Source organism: Streptomyces sp. NPDC001056 (assembly GCF_053598955.1).
Genome location: NZ_JBSFLI010000002.1, coordinates 35,729 through 54,693, shown reverse-complemented (window position 1 = coordinate 54,693; position 18,965 = coordinate 35,729). Strand labels below are relative to the sequence as shown.

Here is an 18,965-nt window from a genome sequence, read left to right as displayed (position 1 = left end):
AGGCAGCGGCCCAGGAAGTCGATGTGCCGGTCCTTGGGGCGTTGTCGGCCCGCGGGGCCTCGGGCACCTGCCCCTTTTTGCAGCCCTGGCGGATAGGGTCGATCACGTCCGCGAGATCACCGAGGCCCTGGTTCGGGGCACCGAGGAGTCGTCGATGCACCCTCCGGACCCGCGGTATGCCGCGCGGCTCGCCACGTATGGGACCGTCAGCACGCGCCTGTCCCTTCTGAGTGACCGTCGGCTCAGCGAGGTCGTGGCCGCCGCGGCCCCGTTCGGTTCCGGCATCGGCGGCAGGTCGGCGGAGCTGGACATCGATGGCACGCGGGTGTTCGTCAAGAGGGTTCCCCTGACGGACACCGAGTTGCGGCCGGAGAACGTGCGGTCGACGGCGAACCTCTTCGGACTTCCGATGTTCTACCACTACGGGGTGGGCTCGGCGGGGTTCGGGGCCTGGCGGGAACTGGCGGTGCACGTCATGACCACCAACTGGGTCCTCGGGAACGAGTACGACGGCTTTCCGCTGATGTACCACTGGCGCGTCCTGCCCGACTCCCCGCCCGAAGGGTTCGCCGATGAATTCGGGGGCATCGACGGGGCGGTCGCGCACTGGGAGGGCTCATCAGCCGTGCGCGAACGTCTGGAGGCCATCGGCCGGTCTTCGTCCAGCCTGGTTCTCTTCCTGGAGCACGTCCCGCAGACACTCGCCGACTGGCTGCACGACTACCGGTCCGCCGCGCCGGAGAGCGGGGAGGGGGCGCCGTACCCGTGGGTGGAGGAGGCCCTTTCGCGGGGGACCGCCTTCATGAGCTCGCACGGACTCGTCCACTTCGACGCCCACTTCGCCAATGTCCTGACCGACGGTCGGCTGTTGTACTTCGCGGACTTCGGACTTGCCTTGAGCTCCGGCTTCGAACTGTCAGCGGCGGAGGCGGAGTTCCTCTCCGACCATCTCTCCTATGACCTCTGCCATGCCACAAGTCATCTGCTCCGCCATCATCTGTCCGATGGTCTGCGCGGCGGTATGGAACGCGAGGCGTTCCTGCGCGAGTGGATCGCCGGCCACCTGCCCGACGGCGTCCCACGCGAGATCGCCGCGATCATGGACCGGCATTCCCGAGCTGCCGTGATCTTCGGCGAGTTCGCCCGCCGTCTGCTCACCGAGAGCAAGCGGACGCCATTTCCGACCGCCGAGATCAGGCGGGCCTGGCGCCCCACCACGGTCCTGGCGCCCCCCTGAGGCCGGACTACGGTGGAAGCCGTCGTCAGAATGCTTCGGGATGGGTGGCGTGGCGGGGACCGAGGCGGCGCCGCAGTAGGCAGTTGAACTTCGACGAGACGAAGTGGTCACGGGCGTCGCCGCGCTCGGCCTCGGCCTCGGCCTCGGTGTTCCGCTATCCTCCGGAGGACAGTCGGCTTGCGGCCTGGTCCCATGGCTGAGGCTCGACCAGGTCGTCCCTGTCGACGGCGTCCTCCTCGAACCAGCTGGTCCCCGAGAGCCATGTCTCCAGCCACGTTGCGAGGCCGGCGGAGTCGAGGAACCAGCACTGATCCCACGATCCGCCGCTGTACGGGTTCGGCTCGAAGAGCAGGACCTGACCGTCCTCGCTGAGACAATCAACGCCTGCGTACATACCACAACCCCAGGTCAGGATGGGTACGACGCCTTCGGGCCACTCCGGGTGCTCCACTCCAACGGACGCCTCACGTCGCGTCAGGTATTCGCCGGCGACGCTGGAGCCTGGACCAAGCAGCGGCAGCAGTCGGTAGTCAGGGCCGAAGCCGCCGTCAGCGACCTCGCGATACAGGCGCGCGAGCAGGGGATGCAGCGCGAAGCCCAGTTGCTCCTCGGCCTGCGCGATCTGGGCATCTCCGACAGGCGCGGGAAGATCCTCACCGTCCGATGCGGCCCGGATGGCAACGCGTTGTACGAGGTCATCGATGTCGGTCATGAGCGTGATGCTGTCAGAGCCCACCGGCATGTCGACGGCCAGGGCCGTCGGGCGGACTGTCGGGCTACAGAAGTTCAGAGAAGCAGGCGTGTTCGTGCTACAGCCTGATACGTAGGGACAGGCGCGGTTTGCCGACGGCCGGGAGTGGGTGGAGGGACGCGGCAGCCCCGCCCACGAGCTCCACGCCGCCTGACGTCCGAGAGAGGCTGCGGGGTCGGGAGCAGCGGGTGTACCCGACGCGGCGCCGCCGGTCAGCCGATCAGCTCGTGCGGCACGGGGACGCCGCCTCCAGCGGTCACCAGGCCCGTCGCGACGGCCGCGGGCACGGACTTGTCATGGAGGAACATGAGCCCGATCTGCTCGACGGCCCGCCGACACACCACACGTCGAGTGGTGCACAAGCACACCCCGACTCGATCCTGTACGGCACCGACCCGGGCACCTGCCCGTCACCAACGTCCGCCCCGTAGCCTCCTCTGCCAGCGGGCAAGATTCTCCCGAACACTCAGGTTATGTGGATGGGCGGGGCCCATGAGCCGCAGGCTGCGCATCAGTAGCTCCTCATACGCGGCCACAGCGCCGACCGCATCCCCCGCCAGAAGGCGAAGCAGGTGCGGGTGGAAGGACAGCGCCTTCAGGGCGGGGGTTGCTTCCACCAGCACCGCGGTCCGTGCGGCCCCGGCCAGGGCCTGGGCTCGTTCCTGACGCTCGCGCAGCGCCTGGACGAGTGCGGCGGTGAGCTGCCCGGCTGCGGAGCCGTCCGGGCCGGGTAGTTGCAGGGCGGCGGTGCCCCCGCCGATCTCCGGATTGCTGCTGCTGGGCAGCATCTTCGCGAAGCGGTCGGCTGGCCTGGCCTTCATTGCTGCCGCGCTGGTCAACGCCTCCCTGACCGGGGTCGACCTCACCGGCCAGATAGGCGGACGCGATCGCTGTCAGCCGTCGCTCAGGCAATGTCCTGCCTCACAGCAAATCGGGCGGGATGGCCTATCATCGGCGGATGATCTTTATCGTCGTCAAGTTCCCCGTGAAGCCCGAGCACGCCGACGAGTGGCCGAAGCACGTCGAAGCCTTCACCCAGGCCACCCGCGCCGAAGCCGGCAACTTGTGGTTCGAGTGGTCCCGCAGCCTGGGGGACCCCAACACCTACGTCCTCGTCGAGGCATTCCAGGACGGCACCGGCGAGGCGCACGTCAATTCCGATCACTTCCGCGCCGGCCTCGAAGCGATGCGTCCCCTGCTGCGCCGCACCCCCGACATCGTGAGCACCACCATCGCGGGAGCGGACGGCTGGGGCGCGATGGGCGAACTGACCATCGACTGACGTACGAGCCGACAGAGCCGTCCGACACGGACGGCCTGCTGTGCGGCCTCGTTCTCGTGTGGCCTCCACCGTCGAGCCCTGCGATCTACGCGCCGGGTGGCAGGGGGCTGGTTGAGTGGGGCTCCGCCGAATGGGCCGATGAGTACTTCTGACTAATCGATGCCGACCGGCCGAGCGATCATCCCGTCCTTGCTCGGTCCAATGACGTCGGCGGATGGCATCGGTACGACATGTCCACCTCAGAGTTCCTCTGCCGGGTCCTTGCCGATGCCGATTTTCGGCCTTTCGGGATCGCGCAGTACGACCTCGGCACGACGTTCAAGCCCGGCTCCGGCGACCCCGTCGACGGCCAGCCGCTCTGACGAGAGGCCGACCACTCCACGCACCGGCTGCCTCCGGAACCGGTCACCGAACGCTGTTCCAAGCGATCAACGATGGGCCAGCCCAGAAGCTTTCCGCGGCGGCGTTGTCGAAGCATGATCCGGTGCGTCCGCAGCTCTGCCGCAGTCCCAACTTGCCTATTCGGTGCCGGAACGCGGGTGGCCAGGTCCAGCCAGCAGGCGAGGTAGAGCCATCCCTCGGCGGTGGGCAGGTAGGTGATGTCGCCGACCAGCCTGGTTCCGGGGCGCTCGGCATGGAAGTCGCGGCCGATCAGGTCCGGGGCCGGCTCCGCCTTCGCATCAGGCCCGGTCAGCGAACGTCGCCTGCGCCGGGTGACGCCGCGGATGTCGCGCTCACGCATCACGCGGGCGACGCGCTTGCGGTTCACCCGCCGGCCCAGGCAGCGCAGTTCGGCGTGACTCGAACCCGGCTGCGTGATCCACAGCGATCGCGGCAGTGAATACACATCGGCCCGCGCGGGACACCGTAGGTGTGCCGGGAAGCGATGTGCACCACAGTGATCTCGTGCGCGAGCGCGTCGTCGGCGGCCTGCCTGGCACGACGGGCGGCCTCGCCCTCGCACCAGGCGTAGTAGGAGGAGCGGGCGACCTTCAGCACCCGGCACAGCAGGACGATCGGGTACGTCGCCTTCTCCGCATAGATCAACCGGTACAGCTCGCTCACCGGTCGTTCTCCTTCACGAAGAAGGCCGTCGCTTTTTTCAGGATCTCGATCGTCTGCTGCTGTCCGCGGACCTCCTTGCGCAGCCGCTTGAGCTCCTCACGCTCGGCGCTGGACAGCTCACCGGACTCGCCCTCGCCCCGGTCCGCCTTCGCCCGGCGGTACCAGCCGCGCAGGGACTCGGAGCTGATGCCGAGTTTCCGGGCAACGGCGGTGACCGTCTTGCCCGAAGAATCAACGAGCGCGATCGCGTCCCGCTTGAACTCCTCGGATCTCGCCGCCGGGCTCGACCGCCGCCGTCCAGGCCGGGGCGGGGACCTTGAGTACGGCCTGGTGAATCTGCTCGGTGATGGTCATGCCGACCGAGTACGACAGCCACCGGCCGCGCTTCGCGAGCCAGGCCACGAACTCATGGGTGCCGCCTCCGGAGTCGGTACGAATCAGCGTCCGCCGGCCTCTGCGGTAAGTCTTCGGCAACTGGGCCAGGGCCGGTTGGGCCGTGGCGATGTGGTCGGCGGCGGTGTTGCTGCCCGCGTTGCCCGGCCTGAGCAGGCCGGCCACCGGCTCCCCGCTGCCACCGGTTCCGTGGTCGACGAACCCCATCAGCGGATGGTGTCCGAAGGTCTTCTTCCAGGTCGCGGTGGCGTCCTGCTTCTCGGAGTGGGCCAGCACGAGGACCCCGTCCAGGTCCACGGTCACCTGCCCGGCGGCGTCCGGGGCCGCGTTCTTGGCCACGTTCCAGACGTGCTCGCGTGCTTCGGCCCGAGCGCCCCGTATCGCGGCCAGGGCCCTCGGCCCGACGGCGGCGAGGGTGTCGACGAGCCGGGAGACCGTCGGGTCGGAGGCCACCGGCCCGAACACGGCCGGCTCGGCCCGCAACATCCCGACATCCGCCAGGCAGTCCCCGCCCAGCGCGACCGCGAGTGCCACGTCCAGCAGGATCTTCCCCGGATCGTGCACCGCCCGCGGCCGACGCCACGGCGCCAGCGCAGCCGATATCGCCCGGTCCAGCCCGGCCTTGCGGACGGTCTCGACCAGCAGCACGGCCCCGGCCTGGGACACCACCCCGCGGCCACCGCCCTCGATGCGGACGCGTGGATAGGACCCGATACGCTTCTTCACCTGAGAAGTGCCTCCGACGGTGGCAGGAACAAGGACCTCGACAATCCACATTCTCGCTGGTCAGAGGCACTTTTCGCTTAACCGACCACCCGTCGGACAGCCAGCTTCATGAAAGCGCGAGGCTGGAACTGCCGTGAACGGAATCCCCGGTGACGAGTGAAATGATCTCGCGTGGCTGGTGTGATCACGGCTTCGGAGCCGTCCTGGATAGCCCCGTACACCGGGCTGAGTCCTCGCCTGTTCGGCAAGCTGGTGACCGTACTGCGGCGCGAGGGTGCTGATGCGCTCCGGAGGGGCGGCCGTGGAGCCTCCCGCTGGAGGATCGGGTTCTGCTGGTCGCGGCTTACTGGCGGACGAACTTGACGATGCGCCAGCTTGCCACGCTCTTCGCGGTGTCCAAGTCAGCAGCGGACCGCATCATCGACCACCTCGGGTCGAAGCTCGCGCTCCAACCCCGCAAGCGGTTCGCCAAGGACACCGTGCTCATCGTGGACGGCACCCTGGTTTCTACCCGGGACCACGCGGTGGCGGAGCAGTCCAAGAACTACCGGTACTCGACCAACCATCAAGTCGTCATCGACGCCGACACCCGCCTGGTCGTCGTGGTCGGCCGGCCCCTGCCCGGCAACCGCGTGGCTGAGCCATGACACGCTGGTTGGACCTGGTCACGAGAGTTGGAACCAGCTCGGTCGGCGCCGACCAGACTCGCCTCCGACCGGGGGGCGTCAGAACGGTGAAGGTCACTGGGTTCGACGGAGTCCGACGGCGGAAGCGATCCGGGCGTGGCTCGCACGGACGGTGAACCAACCGCGGCTCCCGCCGCTGACGGCTGACCGTCAGCGGCGGGTCTCGATCCTCAGGCCGCCCGTGGTCACCCGGCGGATGTGGTCGCTCGCCAGCAGGTCGTGCGGCTGGCCGAGCTCGATCGCGCTCGCCGCGTCCAGGCGGGCCAGCTGGGCGGCCGTGAACTCGACCTCCAGGGCGCCCAGGTTCTCCTCCAACTGGGCGGGAGTGCGGGCCCCGATCAGCGTGGTCGCCACGCCCGGGTTCCGCAGGGTCCAGGCCAGCGCGATCTGGGCCGGGGTGCGGCCCAGATCGGCGGCGACATCCCGGACGACCCCGGCCACGGCCAGGTTGCGTTCGGTGAGCGTGCCCAGGGCGAGGTTGAGGCCCCTGCGGGTGCCGTCGTCGGTGCCGTCACCCGTCGCGGCCACGTCGTCCCGGCCGTACTTTCCGCTGAGCACCCCGCCGCCCAGCGGTGAGTACGGGACCACGCCCAGGCCCAGTTCCCGGGCCATCGGGATCAGGTCGCGCTCCGCGGTGCGTTCGATCAGGCTGTACTCGAGCTGAAGCGCGACCAGCGGCGACCAACCGCGCAGGTCGGCGATCGCCTGCATCCGGGACACCTGCCAGGCCGGGGTGTTGGAGATCGCCACGTACAGCACCTTGCCCTGCCGGACCAGATCGTCCAGGCCGCGCAGGATCTCCTCGACCGGCGTGCGGAAGTCCCAGACGTGCAGGTACAGCAGGTCGATGTAGTCGGTGGCCAGCCGCCGCAGGCTACCCTCAACCGAGCCGAACAGGGCCTTGCGGTGACCACCCCCGGAGTTGGGGTCGTCGGGGCGGCGCAGCGTCGAGTACTTGGTCGCCAGCACAAGGCGTTCGCGCTTCTCACGGGCGAAGTCGCCCAGCAGGCGCTCGGAGCTGCCGTCGGTGTAGGTGTCGGCGGTGTCGAGGAGGTTGCCGCCGAGCTCGACGTAGTGGTCGAACAGCTTGCGGGCCTCGGCCCGCTCGGCACCCCAGCCCCACTCGGTGCCGAAGGTCGCCGTACCCAGGGCCAGCGGTGAGACCCGCAGTCCCGAGCGGCCCAGCAGCCGGTAGGCGTCGAGGGTCAGTGCCATCAGGTCCTCCTGTGCTCGTGTTCCGTTGCCAGGACCGAGTCTGTGGCGGCGGCGGCCCGGGAGTAAGGGACGGCACTTCCTGGGAAGACCGGCCCCACCCTGGTGGTTGAACCGGTCATGATTACCCGAACCATGGACCCCGCCCAGGAGTTGGCCGCCTTCCTGCGCAGCAGGCGCGAAGGCCTCGACCCCGACCGGCTGGGCCTGCCGTCGCCCCGGCGGCCCCGGCGGACACCGGGGCTGCGCCGAGAGGAGGTCGCGGAACTGGCCGGGGTCAGCACCGACTACGTGGTCCGGCTGGAGCAGGGCCGCGGGCTGCGGCCCTCGGCAGAGGTGCTGGCGGCGCTGGCTCGGGCCTTACGCCTGGATCCGAGTGAACGCGACTACCTGTTCGACCTGGCCGGGCACCGCCGCCCCGGCACCACCGGCGGGCCGGCCGCCGATGCGGCGCCGTCGCTGGCCCGCCTGGTCGGTGACCTCTCGCCGCTGCCGGCCATGCTGCTGGACCACCGCTACGACATTCTCGCCTGGAACCCCGAAATGGCCCGGCTGCTACCGGACTTCGAGACCGTGCCGCCGTCACGGCGCAACGCGATGAGGCTGTGCCTGTTGCACCCGGCGATGCGCGGCTTCTACGCCGACCGGGAGCAGGTGCTGCGGGACGGGATCGCCCACCTGCGCGCGGCATGGGCCGCGCACCCGGAGGACCGGGAACTGTCCCGCCTCATCGCCGAATTTGTCACACAGGACGAGGAATTCGCCCGCTTGTGGTCGGAACGGAAGGTCGGCGTCAACGGACGCGGCCAGAAGTTGCTGCGGCATCCGGTCGCCGGTGCAATCACCGTCGACTTCGAAGTCCTGCTGCCGCTCCAGGACCCGGAACTGCGCCTGCTGGTCTACCGCGGCGCGGACGAGGAGAGCCGCGCGTCCCTGCATCGGCTGTGCGCGCGGTGAGGTGACTGGGCCGAGAAGACTGACAACTCATCCTGGACTGAAGGGCCCTCTGGTCCAAAACCACATGGTCGCGTGCCGCAGCCGTGCCGGATGCAGGAGTCAGCCACGGTCAACACGGTTGCCTGGCGGGCGCGCCCGTGCCAGGCAGCTCCACCGACAGAGCTGCAGGTCACCTGCAAGACACCCCCGCCTGACTCCTAAAGCGGTGATTGCTCGACCCACCGTTGCAAGCGGGCGCAGGCCACCAGTGCGCTGCCGTCTTCGGTGAAGTAGAACAGGTAGGTCCATTTCCGATCGGCAGAATCGATCATCCCTCCGCGCACCGGTCGGCCGTGCTCGCGCAGGAGCCGCACCATTCGGTCCAGCCCAAGAGGTTCCACTCCGCGCAGTCGCATGCGCTGAAGTCGGCGTGCGAAGACCCCGGCGTGCTGCTGTGCGGGATGCGCCGTATCCCACACGCTGTAGGTGGCGCCGCTGCGGAGGGCGGCCAGAGCAGCCACGGACACCTCGTCGTCACCGGCCAACAACTGCTCCAGCACATGCCGTTCCATGGTCACCCCCACCGGAATCCTGCGGTACAGCAGCCAGGTACCACAACCCCGGCAATCGCCCGCGTCCGGTAGCGTCCCCTCCCCGGTAACAGCCGGAACGGCCGTCACCGGCCGATCCATGGTTGTCGGTTTTCGGGGGACGGCTTGCGGGGGCGGGCACGACGGCGGTCGGGAGTCAGGGGCACCGCCGCGCCGACGGTGGGCGTGCGAGGGGAGTTCAGGGGTTCGTGAACTCACCGCGGGAGCGGGCGGGGGTTTGTCCGGGGGCGAACATCGCCGGGACCCCTGTCCGTGGACACGGGCGGTGTGCTCGACCGGCGCCACTGCGTCGGCGACATCCCGTACGCCCGCCGGAACGCGCGGCTGAAGTGTGCCGCGTTGACGAACCCCCAGCGGTGCGCCACGGCGGAGACGGACAGCCTTCCTCGGCGGGCGAGTTCGCGTCGGCACTCCTCCAGGCGGCGCTGCTGGATCCAGCGGCCGAGGGTGGTGCCCTGGGTGGCGAAGAGATGGTGGACGTGGCGCACCGAGACGAAGTGGGCGGCCGCGATCGTCCCGGGGGACAGTCCGGGGTCGGCCAGGTGGTCGTCGACGTACCGCCGGATGCGGGCCACCAGCGGGTCCGCGGGGCCGGGTGCGGGCCCGCCCGCGGAGTCGGCGCTGCGCTCGGTCACGAGGGTGGCCAGCAGGTCCGCCGTATGGCCCGCCAGCCGTTCCGCGAGCCAGTCCGGGCACGGTCGTACGGTCGACGCGAGGGAGCGGAGCATCGGGGACAGGAGCGCGGCCGCACCGCCGTCCCGGGGCCGGATCGGCACCGCGAGGACGCGCCGCAGGTCGGTCGCGGAGACCGCCAGCGCGCCCTGCGGCACCCGGAAGACGTGCATCCTGATCGGCTCTTCGTGCACCAACTCCCACGGTCTGGTGGGGTCGTTGAGGATCATGTCCCCCGGTGCCAGCTCGGCGCTGCGGTCGCCCTGGGTGAGGACCGTGGCTCCCGCGTCCTGCACGCTGAGCACGACCGTCCCCGGTGCCGGTGCGCCGCTCGGCCGGTTCGTCCCCGGGCCGGGCACGCCGCTCGACCACTCCGGCCCCGGCCAGACGGTCCCTCGTGTGTCGCCGGGTTCCCGCACGAGGGTGGAGACCTGGAGGAATCCCAGACCCGAAGTGCATACGTCCGACACCATGTTTCCCGCCTCCACGCCCTGTACCGGTCTTCGTCCCCCACCCTGCCGCGGTGCGGGGAGCCGCGAATCAGGGAAAGTCCCCAGTCGTCGGGTGCGGCCACCGCGGTGGCCGGCGCGTTCGTTCGGTGAGGGAGGCGTGAAGACCGAGGTCCGCTAGGGTTCGATCATGCTCTTGTACGATCGGGGGACCGAGCGGGCTGCCTTGGACGGCTTGCTCGGCAGGGCGCGCGAGGGCCTCAGCGGAGTCGTCGTCCTGCACGGCGGCGCCGGCATCGGCAAGACGGCTCTGCTGGAGTACGCGGCCGCCCGCGCCTCCGGTTTCCGGGTCAGCCAGGTCGCCGGGGTCGAGGTGGAGCAGGAACTCGGCTTCGCCGCGCTCCACCGTCTGCTGCTGCCGTTCCTCCCCCGCCGGGACCGGCTGCCCGCGCCCCAGCGGGACGCGCTGGAAACGGCGTTCGGGATGAGCGAGGCCCCGCCCCCGGACCGGTTTCTCGTCGGGCTGGCCGCCCTGACCCTGCTCGCCGATGTCGCCGCCGAGCAGCCGTTGCTCATCGTCTGCGACGACGCCCAGTGGGTGGACCGGGAGTCGCTCGACGTCCTCGCGTTCGTCAGCCGCAGGCTGCACGCCGACGCCATCGTGATGCTGTTCGGCATCCGGGAGACCGACGTTCCGCGCACCCCCTTCGGCGCCCTTCCCGAACTGGAGCTCGCGGGGCTGCCGGACCCGGACGCGCTGGCGCTGCTCACGGCCCAGGTGGACGGGGGGATCGACCGCGTCGTGGCACGGCGGATTCTCACCGAGACGGCCGGAAACCCCTTGGCCATCAGGGAGTTGGCCCGCTCGGTCGCGGCCGGCGAGCTGACCGAGGGCGAGCCGCTGCCCCTCGACCGCCGGGTGGAGGCCCGCTTCCTGGCCCAGGCGCGGGGGCTGCCGCCGCTCGTGCGCACCGTGCTGCTGACCGCCGCGGCCGACCCGACCGGGGACGCCGACCTGGTGCGTCGCGCCGTACAACGGCTGCGGCCCGCCACCGACGACGAGGTGGCGCAGGCGTTCGAGGACGCCCGGCGCTTGGATCTGCTGGCCGATCGCGCGCTCGACGGCACGGCGCACTTCCGGCACCCGCTGATCCGGTCCGCCGTCTACGGCGGTGCGCCGCGCCTCGAACGGCGGCGCGTGCACGCCGCGTTGGCCGCGGAGCTGGACCGGCCGGCCCAGGCCGAGCGGCGCGCCTGGCACCGGGCCGCCGCCACCCACGGCCCCGACGAGGCGGTCGCCGCCGAGCTGGAGGCCTGCGCGGAGCGCGCCCGCGAGCACGGCGGGTATCTCGCCCAGGCGGCCTTCCTGCAACGCGCCGCCGAGCTGTCCCCGGAGGGTGTCACGCGTGACGTGCGGCTGCTCGCGGCCTGCGCGGCGGCGCTGACGGCCGGTGCGCCGTACCGGGCGGAGCAGTTGCTGGAGTTGCTGTCGCCGGAGCACCGGACCCCCCGGATCGACGCGCACGCACGGCGGTTCCACGGGCTGATCTCCGTGCTGCTCGGCCGGGACGACGCGGTGGACAGCCTGCTGGCGGCCGCGCGCATCCTGCTGGAGACGGACCCGCGGGCCGCCCACGACACGCTGCTGGAAGCCATCGACGCCGTGTGCGTGGCCGGGAACGCGCGGGCCGGGGCCGGAGCACCCGCCGAGGCCGTGGGGGCGGCCGGGAAGGCACCGAGCGGGGCGGATGCCCCCACTGACGCCGGGGGCGCGGCCGGGCACGCGTGGAACGGGAACGGCACGCCCGCCGACACCACGAGCACGGACCGGGGCGCGCACGCCGGGGCCGGGGTGCCCGGCGACGCCGGGAGTGTGGACGGGCACGCGCAGGTCGGGGCCGGTGCCCTGGACATCGCCCGCAGCGCGCTCGACGCGCCGCCGGTCCCGGGCGAGCCCGGCGTGGCGGACCTGCTGCTGGCCGGGCACGCGACGCTGATCGCCGTGGGGCATCCGGCCGCCGCGCCGATCCTGTGCGAGGCGCTCACCGCCATGCAGGCCGAGCGGGCCGAGTTCACGGATGCCGCCCGGTGGATCCTGCTGGGGATGATCGGCGCGATCGAGCTGTGGGACCTCGACACGCTCGGTGCCTGCGCCCGGCGGTACGCCGCCGCGGCGCGCGGCCAGGGCGCGCTGCGGATGCTTCAGGTGGCGGCGCACGCCCTGGCGACCTGGGAGTTGTTCCGCGGAAACCTCTCCGCCGCCGAGGAGCACTTCGCCGAGTTCAAGGACGTCTCGGAGGCGACCGGCGCGGACCCCCGCCGCTCGCATCCCAGCGATGTCATGCTGCACGCGTGGCGGGGCGACGACGAGCGCACGCGCGCGGCGGTGGCGGCCCTGGCGGGTCCCGACTCCGGGCGTGCGGGCGGCCTCCAGGTACAACTGGCGCGTTCCTCACTGGCGTTGCTCGAACTCGGCCACTGCCACTACCGGGAGGCACAGGCGGCCGCGCAGGCCGTCTTCGAGCAGGACCCGCCGCACTTCGGCGGTCTCGCCCTCGTCGACCTGGTCGAGGCCGCCGTGCGCAACGACGACCGCGACACGGCCGAGCGCGCGCTGGCCCGGCTCACCGAACGGGCGCTCGCGAGCGGCACGCCCTGGGCGCTGGGCCTGTTGGCCCGTGGCCGGGCCCTGCTGGCCGCCGACGCGGAGCCCCTGTTCGAAGAGGCCCTCGCCCACCTCGCCCCCGCCGGTCTCACCCCCGAGGTGGCGCGCACCCGCCTGCTGTACGGCGAGTGGCTGCGCCGCCGTCGCCGCCGGCAGGAGGCCCGGGGCCAACTCCGCGCGGCGCACGAGCTGTTCGTCCGCATGGGCGCGGCGACCTTCGCCGAGCGCGCCCGCCTGGAACTGACCGCGACGGGCGGTCGTACCCCCGCGCACGCCCCCGAGAGCGACCCCGGGCTCACCCCGCAGGAGGCACGGGTGGCCCGGCTGGCGGCCGAGGGGGCCACGAACCAGGAGATCGCGGCCGCGTTGTTCCTCAGCGCGAGCACGGTCGAGTACCACCTGGCGAAGGTCTTCCGGAAACTGGGCATCGGCTCGCGCCGCAGGCTCCGCGAGGTGCTGCCGCCGTGACCGGCCGGGGTCAGGCCGCCAGCTGGACCTCGGTGCCCGGGGCGGCGCCCGGGTAGGCGTCGACGACCAGGTTGAGCTGGCGCTGCATGTACCAGATGTTCAGGCCGAAGACGAAGGCCAGCCACATGCTCACGGCGGGGCTGCACGTCACCGGCAGGCCGGCCGCGCGCTGGGCGTTCGCGATGGCCTTGCCCGTGTTGTGGAACGAGACCAGCGGGGCGATCAGGGTCCAGCCCAGGAAGAACAGGACCAGCATGCTGCCCGCAGGATTGAGGGTCTGGCGTCTGTCGAACTCCTGCAACTCCTTGTGGATCTTGTAGTACCACACCAGCTGGTAGATCCCGAGCGTGACGATCGGCAGGCCCAGCCACACGGCCACGGGCCCCCGGCGCTTCATCGCCAGACCCGGCAGGCGGGTCATGGCAGGGGCACCGGCGCCGGCGCCGGGCACGACCGCTCCGCCGGTCGCGAACGGCGCGCTCGTGCCGGAATCGGTGGTGGGCTTGTTCTCGTCCATGTGGTGGGCTCCCTCGGCTGGTTCGACGTTCCGACCGAGGAGCATGACAGTAAGTGAAGAATCTGTGAAGGTAGTTGGCGATTCAATGAAGATTCGTCACGTCTTCGTGATCCAGAACCCGTCTCAGATTGTGCTCCGCGATCGCTCTCATCGCCTCGCGGTGCGGAAAGCCGCCGTCCAGGAGACGCAGGGGGCGGCGGTGAGGGAGAGACGGTGGGCCGGCGTGTAGAAGGCGAGGCGGGGGTGGGTCCCCAGCCCCACCCGGCGCGCCCTCGCGCCGACCAGGCTCAGCCCATCCCCGTGCCCCCGCACCACCAACCCCAAGCCACCCCCACGCCCCGCACCACCAACCCCAGCACGCCCCCGTCCTCCCGCTCAGCCCGCCACGACCGCCTCCGCCGCCGCCACCCCGCACACCCGGGCGGCGCCGTACGTGGCGATGTGCAGGGCCCCCCGCGGTGCCGCCTGGGGCAGGCCCATCTCCACGACAACGGTGTCGGGACGGGCGGCGAGGAGGGTGTCGAGGGCGGAGCGCATCCAGGCGTGGCGGTGTTCGTCGCGGACGACGGCGACGATCCGGCGGTCACCGGCGGCGGCGAGGGCGAGGGTCCCCGCGTCCGTGCCGGTGAAGGAGCCGTCGGCGCTGCCGGGCACCAGACGTCTCAGCTCGGCGGCCACGCCCCAGGGGGTCTGGTCACCGACGGCGATGTTGGGCTCGGGGTTGAACCGGGCGACGTAGACGGGCGAGTCGACGGGAACGGCGGCGCCGGCCCGGGTCAGGCGCAGCGCCCGCCGGGCCGCGGTGAGGCCGATCTCCGGTGCCGGCTCCGTCCGTGCCGCGTCCTCGCGCGTGCCGGCCGTCCAGCGGGCCAGCTCGCGCACCCGGGCGGCCGCGTCGGCAAGTCGTTCCTCGGGCAGTTCGCCGGAGCGTACGGCGGCCACGAGCGCGTCGCGCAGGCCGAGCACCGTGCCCTCGTCGCACAGTCCGCCGCCCACGCAGATGGCGTCGGCGCCGGCCGCGATGGCGAGGACCACGCCGTGCTCCAGGCCGTAGGTGCCGGAGATGGCGCGCATCTCCATGCCGTCGGTGACGATCAGCCCCTCGTAACCGAGTTCGCCGCGCAGCAGCTCGGTGAGGACGCGGCGGGAGAGGGTGCCGGGGCGGTCGGGGTCGAGGGCCGGGACGAGGATGTGCGCGCTCATGATGGCCCGGCTGCCGGCGGCGATCGCGGCGCGGAACGGCGGCAGTTCGCGCGCGAGGAGGGTCTCCGCATCGACGTCGATGCGGGGTACGGCGTGGTGGGAGTCGATGTTGGTGTCGCCGTGGCCCGGGAAGTGCTTGGTGCAGGCGGCGACGCCGGTGGACTGCAGGCCCTCGACCCAGGCGGCGGTGTGCCGGGCGACGAGGTCGGTGGCCGCGCCGAAGGAGCGGACGCCGATGACGGGGTTGTCGGGGTTGGCGTTGACGTCGGCGGAGGGCGCCCAGTCGAAGTTGACGCCACAGGCGGCCAGGCGGCGCCCCAGCTCGCGGGAGACGGCGCGGGTCAGGTCGGCGTCGTCCACGGCGCCGAGGGCGTGGTTGCCGGGGAAGGCGGAGCCGGTGCGCACGTCCAGACGGGTGACGTCGCCGCTCTCCTCGTCGATGGCGACCAGCAGATCGTCCCGCTCGGCCCGCAACTGGGCGGTCAGCGAGGTGACTTGCTCCTCGGTGACGACGTTGCGGCCGAACAGGGCGACGGAGGCGAGGCCCTCACCGAGGCGGCGGCGCACCCAGTCGGGGGCGGTGGTGCCGTCGAAGCCCGGTTGCAGCACCGCGAGGGCGTCGCGGGTGAGGGTGTCGGGGCCGGTGGCGAGTGTGGTCATCGGGCGTCATCCCTTCACGGCGCCGTCGGTCAGACCGCTGACAGCCTTGCGTTGCAGGAAGATGAAGAGGATCAGGATGGGCAGCGCGAACAGGGACGATGCGGCCATAGTGGCGCCCCAGTCGTCGCCGAAGGCGGTCTGGAACTGGGACAGCCACAGCGGCAGGGTCTGCTTCTCGATGTCCTTGTCGAGGATCAGGACCAGCGGGAACTCGTTCCAGGCGGTGATGAACCCGAACAGCGAGGTCGCCATCAGGCCGGGCGCGAGCAGCGGGAAGATCACCTTGCGGAAGGCCTGGAAGCGGGTGCAGCCGTCGACCATCGCCGACTCCTCCAGCTCCTTCGGCACGGCGGCGATGTAGCCGCGCAGCGTCAGGACGGTGAGAGGCAGCACCATCATCGCGTAGAAGACGGTGAGCGGCACCAGGCTGTTCAGCATGTCGCTGTCGCGCACGATCATGTAGATGGCGATGATCATGACCTCCCAGGGGGCCATCTGCGCCAGCATGAAGGTGACGATGAACCCGCGCCGCCCCTTGAACCGCATCCGCGCGAGCGCGAAGGAGGCGAACAGGGCGATGACGAGCGACAGCAGCACCGAACAGAGCGTCACCGTGACGGAGTTGCCGACCAGCGTCCAGAAGTGGTCGGCGTGCACCGCCTTGTCGAAGTGGCCGAAGGTGAAGTGGGTCGGGAACCACACCGGGTTCTCGGCGATGATGTCGCCGGTCGGCTTGAAGGCCGTGGCGAACATCCAGTAGACGGGGAACACGAAGCCGACGAAGAGGACGACGGCGGTCGCGTTGGGCCAGACACGGCCGAAGAGCGAGCGCTTCACAGCTCGTCCTCCTCTTGCTTGAGCACCATGCGCAGGTAGTACGAGGTGATGACGAGCAGGACCAGGATGGTCAGGAAGGAGATCGCCGCGCCGACCCCGAAGTGCTGGTTGCCGACGCCCTCGACGTAGGCGTAGATCGGCAGGGTCTCGGTGAGACGGTCGGGGCCGCCCTCGTTCATGGCGAAGACCTGCGGGAACGCCTTGAAGACCCAGATGACCTCAAGGAAGGTCGTGGAGTAGAGGAAGGGCCGCAGGAAGGGCAGGGTCACGGAGGTGAAGCTCTGCCAGGCGCCGGCTCCGTCCAGGGCGGCGGCCTCGTACAGCTCCTTGGGGATGGTGGTCGTCGCGGCGTAGAGGTTGATCGCGACGAACGGGACCGACTGCCACACGATGAGCAGGACGATCACGGAGAAGGTGGAGAACTGGCCGCCCATCCAGTTGTAGTCGGCCATGGAGTGCCAGCCCAGCTTGTCCAGCACCCAGTTGACGACGCCGAAGCGCTGGGCGAACAGCCACTGGTAGACGGTGGTGGCCGCGATGTAGGGCATGGCCCAGGCGAGGACGAGGCCCACCAGGAGGGTGAGGCGCATCTTCTTGCCGAGGCGGGCCAGCAGCAGTCCGATCAGGGTGCCGATCGCCATGATCAGGACGACGTTGGCGGCCGTGAAGAAGACCGAGCGCTCGACGACCTTCCAGAAGTCCGGACCGGTCAGGACCTGCTGGTAGTTGTGGAAGCCGTTCCACTCGGTGAGGTGCTGGATGAGCTGCCGCGGGTTGAGGTTCTGGAACGACAGCATGCCGTTCTTGACCAGCGGCCAGCCCAGCAGGACCAGGGTGGCCGCGAACGCGGGCAGCAGGAGGAGATAGGGAGCGGCGGCGGGGCGGCCGGCCGGGGACCGGGAGGCCCGGTCCGCACCGCGCGGCGGCGCCGGCACCCGGCCCTTGCGGACAGCGGGCCCCCCGGCCGTGTCCGTGCCTTCGGTCTGCACTGGCATGAGTCGTCGTCTCTTCCGTGGCCGTACGGCGTCCGTGTGCCCTGCGGGCGCCAGGGGACGCGCACGGCGCAGGTGAGCCGGGGGCGTCGTGGTGACGCCCCCGGCGCGGGGCTAGTTCTGCTGGGCGAGGCGCTGGTTGATCTCGCCCTCGACGTCCTTGGCGGCGGCGGCCGGGGACTTGCCGTTCAGCACGGCGGTCATGTACGACTTGATCGGGTTCGGCGTGTTCTCCACCGCGGCCCACTCGGGGATCAGCGGGGTGGTGCCGCCGACCGAGGCGCCCGGGGCCGCGGCCTCCGCGGCGGCGTTGCCCTTGAGGTTGCTCTCCAGGGACTCCTTGTTCGGGATGACCCCGCTGAGCTTGGCCAGTTCGCCCTCGTACTGGTCGGACAGGGCGATCTTCAGGAACTCCTTGGCCAGCGACTGCTTCTTGCTGTTCTGGGCGACGGCGAGGTTGGAGCCGCCGAGGAAGACGCCCTCGGGCCTGTCGGCGGTGGCGCCGGGGACGGTGAAGTAGCCGAGGTCCTTCTCGATGGACTTGTTGGCCTGGACGGCGGTGGCCGCCTCCCAGCCCATGCCGATGAACGCGCCGGTCCTGCCCTTGGCGAAGACGGTGGCCTGCTGCGGGGTGGCCTCGTCCTTGTCCTTGGGGGCCTTGGAGTAGGAGGCGTACTTCTTGTAGATCTCCATGGCCGCGGCGACCTTGGGGTCGGCGAGGTTGGAGACGTACTTGTCGCCCTGCTTCTTCACCAGGTCGCCGCCCTGGCCGACGATCAGGCCGTCGAGGAAGTACCAGTTCTGGCCGGGCAGGTAGAGCGGCTCGGCGTCGGTCTTCTTGCCGATGGTGTCGAGGTCCTTGAGGAACTCGTCACGGGTCTTCGGCGTCGTCTTGATGCCGGCCTGGTCCCAGATCTTCTTGTTGTAGACGACCACGCGGTTGGCGAAGTACCAGGGCGCCGCGTACTGCTTGCCGTCGTAGACGGACGATTTGGAGACCGAGGCGGTCCAGTCGGCGCCGATGGACTGCTTGAGGTCGCCGAGGTCCGCGAGGCCGCCGGTGGCCGCGTAGGCGGGGGTCTGGGTGTTGCCGACCTCCAGCACGTCCGGCGGGTTGTCCTCCGAGAGGGCGGTGGTGATCTTCTGCTGGATCCCGTCCCACTTCTGGATCTCGAACTTCAGCTTGGCGCCGGTCTTCTTCTCGAACGCCGCCTGGACGTCCTTGGACCACTGCGGCGGCGCGGAGCCGTCCATGGTCCACACGGTCAGGGTCTGGCCCTTCCAGCTGTCCGGCCCCGCGTCCTTGCTGTCGTTGCCGTCGTTTCCGCCACACGCCGCAACGGAGACCATCATGCCCGCGATCACGATCGCGGAAGCGAGCTTGCGCTTCACGCCACCCTCCTCAGGGATGCCACTAACCCCCCACGCCCCCGGCGGTGACCTGCGTACGACGCTGTTGCACGTAGGGCTCTGGGACCTGGCCGCTAATGGTGTAGACCAGTACGGTGGAGCTTGGCCTAGACCTTTCGGGGTGTCAAGGGTGGCCCCGGGGGCGGATGGAGGCCGTTACGAGAAAGTCACCGGAGTACTTTCGTCCGCTCGC

Annotated in this window: 17 protein-coding genes and 2 pseudogenes; 6 read left to right on the top strand and 13 right to left on the bottom strand. The window is 70.7% G+C overall.

Going from position 1 to position 18,965, the window contains the following annotated elements:
• Window positions 1-154: 154 nt before the first annotated feature.
• Window positions 155-1,237, top strand: a complete 1,083-nt coding sequence (locus ACWDD7_RS02835; RefSeq protein WP_351877274.1) for a protein kinase family protein — start codon at window positions 155-157, stop codon at window positions 1,235-1,237.
• A gap of 154 nt (window positions 1,238-1,391) precedes the next feature.
• Here the strand turns inward: ACWDD7_RS02835 and ACWDD7_RS02830 are convergent, their stop codons facing one another.
• Together ACWDD7_RS02830 and ACWDD7_RS02825 are read right to left on the bottom strand one after the other, a co-directional pair.
• A complete protein-coding gene (locus tag ACWDD7_RS02830; RefSeq protein WP_450455907.1) occupies window positions 1,392-1,949 on the bottom strand; it encodes an SMI1/KNR4 family protein in 558 nt (185 codons plus the stop codon).
• A 449-nt stretch (window positions 1,950-2,398) separates the two neighbouring features.
• Window positions 2,399-2,827: a hypothetical protein gene (locus ACWDD7_RS02825; RefSeq protein WP_450455906.1), complete on the bottom strand. Its 429-nt coding sequence runs from the start codon at window positions 2,825-2,827 to the stop codon at window positions 2,399-2,401.
• Between the two features lie 119 nt (window positions 2,828-2,946).
• Between ACWDD7_RS02825 and ACWDD7_RS02820 the strand changes: the two genes are divergently transcribed.
• Window positions 2,947-3,270 carry a putative quinol monooxygenase gene (locus ACWDD7_RS02820; RefSeq protein WP_351877275.1) on the top strand — a complete coding sequence of 108 codons (324 nt, stop codon included), beginning with the start codon at window positions 2,947-2,949 and terminating at the stop codon, window positions 3,268-3,270.
• 230 nt (window positions 3,271-3,500) lie between these two features.
• The gene (locus tag ACWDD7_RS02815; RefSeq protein ID WP_351877280.1) at window positions 3,501-3,632 is read left to right on the top strand and encodes a hypothetical protein; all 132 of its coding nucleotides are present in this window, start codon (window positions 3,501-3,503) and stop codon (window positions 3,630-3,632) included.
• A gap of 403 nt (window positions 3,633-4,035) precedes the next feature.
• Here the strand turns inward: ACWDD7_RS02815 and ACWDD7_RS02810 are convergent, their stop codons facing one another.
• The 3 genes and pseudogenes from ACWDD7_RS02810 to ACWDD7_RS02800 form a co-directional block, all read right to left on the bottom strand.
• Entirely contained in the window at window positions 4,036-4,335 is a 300-nt protein-coding gene (locus tag ACWDD7_RS02810; protein ID WP_351877276.1) for a hypothetical protein, read from the bottom strand.
• Window positions 4,332-4,580: a transposase gene (locus ACWDD7_RS02805; protein WP_450456347.1), complete on the bottom strand. Its 249-nt coding sequence runs from the start codon at window positions 4,578-4,580 to the stop codon at window positions 4,332-4,334. The genes ACWDD7_RS02810 and ACWDD7_RS02805 overlap by 4 nt, the downstream gene beginning before the upstream one ends.
• A 19-nt stretch (window positions 4,581-4,599) precedes the next feature.
• Window positions 4,600-5,454, bottom strand: a pseudogene (locus ACWDD7_RS02800) (IS1380 family transposase); the annotation flags it as partial.
• 171 nt (window positions 5,455-5,625) lie between these two features.
• Here ACWDD7_RS02800 and ACWDD7_RS02795 point away from each other — a divergent pair.
• Window positions 5,626-6,086 (top strand): annotated as a pseudogene (locus tag ACWDD7_RS02795) (transposase family protein); the annotation flags it as partial.
• Between the two features lie 204 nt (window positions 6,087-6,290).
• Here the strand turns inward: ACWDD7_RS02795 and ACWDD7_RS02790 are convergent.
• Window positions 6,291-7,355 carry an aldo/keto reductase gene (locus tag ACWDD7_RS02790; protein ID WP_450455905.1) on the bottom strand — a complete coding sequence of 355 codons (1,065 nt, stop codon included), beginning with the start codon at window positions 7,353-7,355 and terminating at the stop codon, window positions 6,291-6,293.
• A gap of 117 nt (window positions 7,356-7,472) precedes the next feature.
• Between ACWDD7_RS02790 and ACWDD7_RS02785 the strand changes: the two genes are divergently transcribed.
• Window positions 7,473-8,309, top strand: a complete 837-nt coding sequence (locus ACWDD7_RS02785; RefSeq protein WP_450455903.1) for an MmyB family transcriptional regulator — start codon at window positions 7,473-7,475, stop codon at window positions 8,307-8,309.
• 197 nt (window positions 8,310-8,506) lie between these two features.
• Here ACWDD7_RS02785 and ACWDD7_RS02780 read toward each other — a convergent pair whose 3' ends face one another.
• The gene (locus ACWDD7_RS02780) at window positions 8,507-8,860 is read right to left on the bottom strand and encodes a hypothetical protein (protein ID WP_450455902.1); all 354 of its coding nucleotides are present in this window, start codon (window positions 8,858-8,860) and stop codon (window positions 8,507-8,509) included.
• 233 nt (window positions 8,861-9,093) lie between these two features.
• Window positions 9,094-10,044, bottom strand: a complete 951-nt coding sequence (locus tag ACWDD7_RS02775; protein ID WP_450455900.1) for a helix-turn-helix domain-containing protein — start codon at window positions 10,042-10,044, stop codon at window positions 9,094-9,096.
• Between the two features lie 166 nt (window positions 10,045-10,210).
• On the opposite strand from ACWDD7_RS02775, the gene ACWDD7_RS02770 reads away from it, so the two are divergent.
• Window positions 10,211-13,153 (top strand): helix-turn-helix transcriptional regulator, encoded by a 2,943-nt coding sequence (locus ACWDD7_RS02770; protein WP_450455898.1) that lies wholly within the window; start codon window positions 10,211-10,213, stop codon window positions 13,151-13,153.
• Window positions 13,154-13,163: 10 nt separating this feature from the next.
• On the opposite strand, the gene ACWDD7_RS02765 is transcribed toward ACWDD7_RS02770, so the two are convergent.
• The 5 genes from ACWDD7_RS02765 to ACWDD7_RS02745 form a co-directional block, all read right to left on the bottom strand.
• Window positions 13,164-13,670 carry a DUF4234 domain-containing protein gene (locus tag ACWDD7_RS02765; RefSeq protein ID WP_450455896.1) on the bottom strand — a complete coding sequence of 169 codons (507 nt, stop codon included), beginning with the start codon at window positions 13,668-13,670 and terminating at the stop codon, window positions 13,164-13,166.
• Between the two features lie 375 nt (window positions 13,671-14,045).
• On the bottom strand, window positions 14,046-15,533 hold the full coding sequence (locus ACWDD7_RS02760; protein ID WP_351877931.1) for a glycoside hydrolase family 3 protein: 1,488 nt from the start codon (window positions 15,531-15,533) through the stop codon (window positions 14,046-14,048).
• A gap of 6 nt (window positions 15,534-15,539) precedes the next feature.
• The gene (locus ACWDD7_RS02755; RefSeq protein ID WP_392211692.1) at window positions 15,540-16,370 is read right to left on the bottom strand and encodes a carbohydrate ABC transporter permease; all 831 of its coding nucleotides are present in this window, start codon (window positions 16,368-16,370) and stop codon (window positions 15,540-15,542) included.
• Window positions 16,367-17,365: a carbohydrate ABC transporter permease gene (locus tag ACWDD7_RS02750; protein WP_450455893.1), complete on the bottom strand. Its 999-nt coding sequence runs from the start codon at window positions 17,363-17,365 to the stop codon at window positions 16,367-16,369. Before ACWDD7_RS02750 ends, ACWDD7_RS02755 begins: the two co-directional genes overlap by 4 nt.
• 111 nt (window positions 17,366-17,476) lie before the next feature.
• Window positions 17,477-18,754, bottom strand: a complete 1,278-nt coding sequence (locus ACWDD7_RS02745; protein ID WP_351877925.1) for an extracellular solute-binding protein — start codon at window positions 18,752-18,754, stop codon at window positions 17,477-17,479.
• Window positions 18,755-18,965: the final 211 nt, after the last annotated feature.